Below are 4,308 nucleotides of genomic sequence, written 5' to 3' on the forward strand. Positions count from 1 at the left end.
GCGGGCCGCCTCGGCAACCTCGGACGGGTCAGCCCGGCGGCGTTCGCCCTTCCCGTTGCGTCCGTTCGGCAGCGTGATGGTGAGCCAATCAAAAAACCACGATGTTTCCAGCCATTTTTCCATGGCTGGTGTGGTTTTCTTGCCCTTCTGCCGCTTGTCCGAAGGGGGGGGGCACTTTGAGGCACAAACCGCCGGTTTTAGGCCGTTCGGAGCCTGATTTTCACTTTGAAAATCAGTTGTTTGCCCCGAACTACCCCCCCTGTTAGCATGTGGGGGGTTTTGGGCCTTGCGGCGGGCCTCATCGAGAGCCGCGACCGCCTGCTGTGAAAGTGTCTTACCGGCGTGGGCCATCATCGCGTCTCCCGTTGAGGGTGGACGCGGTCTCAAGCATGTTGATTCTTACGAATGACATGGCTATATCTCTCCTAAGTTTGAGGACGCACGCTTAGACCGCGAAATCTTGTGGCGTTCGTCCAGGTTATGGCCCCGGTTCTCCGCCGGGGCCTTTCCATTTCATATGAACGACACCCGGAAAAATCAACATATTGATGCATCTGGCTTCTTTCCGGCCAAGATGTGCTACAGTTTTCCCGGCGGGCGGAACCGTTCCGATACTTGAGGTCTCCACGCTTCCGCCCGCCTAATGTCGTTCTGTCGTTGAACTTTCATAAGGGTGAAACCCTGCTGGTTTCCCCCGGCGGCTACGCCGCCTCCCCCTTCCGGCATCACAAAAAAAAGAGGACTGGACGATTTCGGCCAGTCCTCCCGGCCCGCTCTTGCGGTAGCAAGATACCTTTTTGAGAGAATGCACCCGCAGGGAACCCGTGTCATGGCACGGCTGACCTTGACCGCCGCGAATCACCCGGCCAATGTCCGGTCATGGACCGGATGCTTTCACCAAAAGAGGCGGCGGCTCGCGTTGGCTGCGGGCGGTCATCCATTATGCGGGCTTTGAAGTCCAAGGCGTTGCCCGCGATACGCGACAATGAGAACCGCTGGCAGATTGACCCGGACGCCCTCGACCGTTGGGCCGGACAGAGACCGGACACCGACCGGACAGAGGCCGAACAAGGGCCGGTCATACCATCGGACACCCCGGAGACCTTGGCACGGCTGGCCGTTGCCGAGGCCCGGTTGAGCGATGCCCTGTCCCGCGTCGAAGATTTGCAGAGAGAACGGGATGAGTGGCGGGCGCAGGCCCAAGCCTTGACCCGTCAGCCCGGCTGGGTGGACCGCCTACTGGGCAGAACCTGACCCCTCGTCATCATCGCCCTTGGCCTCACTGGCAGATTGCTGGTGAACCAAAGCCAGCAACTCCTTGACCTGCTCCACTGACCCGGCTTCGGCCTCGATATCACCCATTTTGACCCGAACCTTTCGGCCTTGTCTGGCCGCAACCCATCCGCCGATAGCACCAATCACCGCTGGACCAAGGGTATTTGCCATCATGGTGAACTCACCCAAGAGGGTGACGCCACCGGAATCCACCGAGTCCCGGAAAAACATCCTTTCCGAATATTTTATGTCCTGCTCTTTCAGGATGGTGCGGAACTCCCCCGCATCTTCTTTCGGGAAAACCGCAATTTCTAAATCACTCATGGAATGCTCCTTATGCCCATGAAGCGATAATGCCCTGCCATCGGGCACCGAGCAAATCAGCCGGGTTGCTCTTTCGAAACCGTCTCGGGCTTTGGAGGTATCCACCCCTCGAACAGTGCCCGGTCCCTCTCTGGCATCGAGGCAATCGCCATCCGCAGCACCTTGAACCATTGAGGGTCTTTTGCGGCTTGCCCGATAACCGCACCGCCCAGGACGATTTTCCGCCGTGCGTCCTGTTTCCGGTCCTCTGCCCGAAGTTTCGCCGCCGCTTGTCGTATCTGGGCCTCTGCCCTCGCCTTGGCCTCTTTGGCCCGCTCTAACCGCTTTTCTACTGAAGTTCTTGCCATTTTCCGTCCTCCTTCATAGGGCCTATATGAACGGAGAGGGAACGAAGCAAGAAGTTCTCAAGAACCCGAAGGGCGCACTTACACAAACTCTGGGGAGTTTGTTTCCGGCGCCCTACCGGGGGTCATCTCGCCGATGGGGCGTCTCCGACGGTAAAAAGAGGAGGGGCCGCCGTGGCGATATATCACCTGTCCGCGTCCATTATCGGGCGAAGTGATGGCCGGTCAGCCGTTGCCGCGTCAGCATATCGGGCCGGGGCCGACATGACCGACCCGGACACCGGGACGCGGCACGACTACACCCGAAAGCGTGGCGTCCGGGCGACCTTCATGGAGTTGCCCGAAGGTGCCCCGGATTGGGCCGCCGACCGCCCGACCCTCTGGAACGCCGTCCACGCGAAGGAGACGCGGAAGAACTCGCGGCTTTCGCGTGAAATCCGCGTGGCCCTTCCCGCCGAGCTGGACGCCGAAGCCCAAGCCCGGCTTGTCCGCACCTGGGCACGGGACCACCTGGCCGCCGCCGGCATCGTCGCGGACATCGCCATTCACGAGCCGAGCCGAGAAGGCGACGACCGCAACACCCATGCCCACATCATGACCACCCTGCGGCGTTTCGACGGGGCAACCGTGGACGGATGGGCGAAGGGTGCGGCCCGCGACCTGAACGACAAGGCGTTCCTCGAGAACCTGCGGGCATCGTGGGAGGCCGCCCAGAACGCCGCACTGGAGGCCGCCGGGTCAACCGCACGGGTTGACCACCGCACCCTTGCCGCACAGCGTGAGGACGCCTTGGCCGCAGGTGATGACCTGCTGGCCGCCGTCCTCGACCGACCGCCGGAACCTCACCTGGGCGTGTCGGCCCAAGCGATTGACCGCCGGGCAGGGCGTCCGGTCAGCAACCGGGGCCGGGCCTTGGCGGAGGTCAGGGAGACCCGCAATCGGCTCATGACGGCATACGACACGGCACGAAGGGCCGCCGCGTTCATCGCTACGACCACCGCCGGGCTTGTTGACCGGGTGTCCGGTGCCCGGTCAGAGACCGGACACCACAACAACCGCATTTCCCGGATGTTCGGCCTTGGCCGTCATGCCGCGACGGTGCCCGACCCCGCCGCATCCGCATCATCACCAGAGCCGGACGACGATACCCCGTCCCCATCCTGACCGGCCTTGAACCGGGCATGTGCGGCGGCCTCTTTCATCTCACGCTTGGCCTCATCCGTGGCCCGGTGTTGCCGGGCCATCCAGAAGTCCATCACGGCGGCCCCCCGCAGAGCCTCGGCCTCGGCGTCCCGTGCCTCATCCAGCCCCGTGCGGCTCACCACCGCGTCCGGGGTGCCGTGCATGTCCAGATGCTCGGCCACCATGTCCAGCACGGCGGCCCTGACTTCCTCGGCCGACACCTCGGCCGCCATCCAGTCCTTGTTGAACTTTTCGGCCACGATGCGGGACGCAGCCGCCCGGCAGAATGTCCGGGCATACTGTTCCAACCCATAGGCGGCCTTGTCCTCGACCGTCCGGGCGTCCGGTGCCTTGATAACCCGCTGAACCGCCATTGTGCCCCCCTTCTCGACTCCGATTAATGCCGCAATTTGCTCGACCATGCTGCGGACCCAATGGACGGTCCCCAGCAGACGCCACGCCCCATTCCGTGCCAGACCTGCGGCCCCGGCCTTCTTGTCCGATTTGGGCGAAAACCGGAACTCAACCCGCACAAGATGCGGGTCCGCCTCCTCGACGGCCAACTTGCCGTCCGCCACCCGTTCAAGGTCTTTCTGGTAAACCTTCACGGACGCCTCACCCTTGCCCCAATAGAAGGTCCGGCCCGTGTCGCTCTCGATGACACGCGGTGCCGCCATCTTGGACGCCTTGGACATGCGGCGGGCATAGTCCAGCAGGGCGTCCATCAGCCCCTCTTGGCTATGGTCCATGGACACATCAGCACGGGCCAGCAGGGACGGGCCGAAGGCGTTTAGGGCCTGCGGGGCAAACACCGCACAACGGCCATCACCGCCGGGGATTTCAAGGCTCGGCATGTTGCTGACATGAAAGCCCCTCACCGTGGCCCGCCGCTCTTCTGCCATCGGCGAGTCCGCATAATGCAGGGCCGCCTTGAAACCGTCCGTTCCGTCCCCGACCCTCTGCATGTGCAGACCGGCCAGCACGGCCCAGAGGCAAAAGGCGTCCCGTGCCTTACGGGCCTCTTCCTCGCCCAACGCGTCCTCATAGTGGACGCGTTGCAGGGCTTGGATGCGTTCCACACCCGACAGGCGGGCCGCCTCGGCAACCTCGGACGGGTCAGCCCGGCGGCGTTCGCCCTTCCCGTTGCGTCCGTTCGGCAGCGTGATGGTGAGCCAATCAAAAA

General features: G+C 63.2%; 5 protein-coding genes. 2 read left to right on the top strand and 3 right to left on the bottom strand.

The window, feature by feature from the left end; genetic code table 11:
* A partial coding sequence (locus C8N34_RS26100; protein WP_146177492.1) for a hypothetical protein occupies positions 1-354 on the bottom strand: 354 nt, incomplete at its 3' end.
* Positions 355-879: 525 nt separating this feature from the next.
* Here C8N34_RS26100 and C8N34_RS25560 point away from each other — a divergent pair.
* Positions 880-1,254: a helix-turn-helix domain-containing protein gene (locus tag C8N34_RS25560; RefSeq protein ID WP_108131048.1), complete on the top strand. Its 375-nt coding sequence runs from the start codon at positions 880-882 to the stop codon at positions 1,252-1,254.
* Here C8N34_RS25560 and C8N34_RS25565 read toward each other — a convergent pair.
* Complete coding sequence (locus tag C8N34_RS25565; RefSeq protein WP_108131049.1) at positions 1,237-1,599, bottom strand: hypothetical protein; 363 nt, start codon at positions 1,597-1,599, stop codon at positions 1,237-1,239. The two genes, C8N34_RS25560 and C8N34_RS25565, sit on opposite strands and share 18 nt — an antisense overlap.
* Positions 1,600-2,117: 518 nt before the next feature.
* On the opposite strand from C8N34_RS25565, the gene mobQ reads away from it, so the two are divergent.
* The gene (gene mobQ / locus C8N34_RS25575) at positions 2,118-3,107 is read left to right on the top strand and encodes a MobQ family relaxase (RefSeq protein WP_158640821.1); all 990 of its coding nucleotides are present in this window, start codon (positions 2,118-2,120) and stop codon (positions 3,105-3,107) included.
* On the opposite strand, the gene C8N34_RS26585 is transcribed toward mobQ, so the two are convergent.
* A partial coding sequence (locus tag C8N34_RS26585) for a hypothetical protein (RefSeq protein ID WP_170120585.1) occupies positions 3,029-4,308 on the bottom strand: 1,280 nt, incomplete at its 5' end. The two genes, mobQ and C8N34_RS26585, sit on opposite strands and share 79 nt — an antisense overlap.

Origin of the sequence: Gemmobacter caeni, assembly GCF_003054195.1 — a bacterium.
GTDB lineage: Bacteria > Pseudomonadota > Alphaproteobacteria > Rhodobacterales > Rhodobacteraceae > Gemmobacter > Gemmobacter caeni.

Bases quoted from the DNA above. Each gene is read 5' to 3' on its own strand.
- C8N34_RS25560 (WP_108131048.1), top strand. From the start codon at position 880: ATGGACCGGATGCTTTCACCAAAAGAGGCGGCGGCTCGCGTTGGCTGC.
- C8N34_RS25565 (WP_108131049.1), bottom strand. From the start codon at position 1,599: ATGAGTGATTTAGAAATTGCGGTTTTCCCGAAAGAAGATGCGGGGGAG.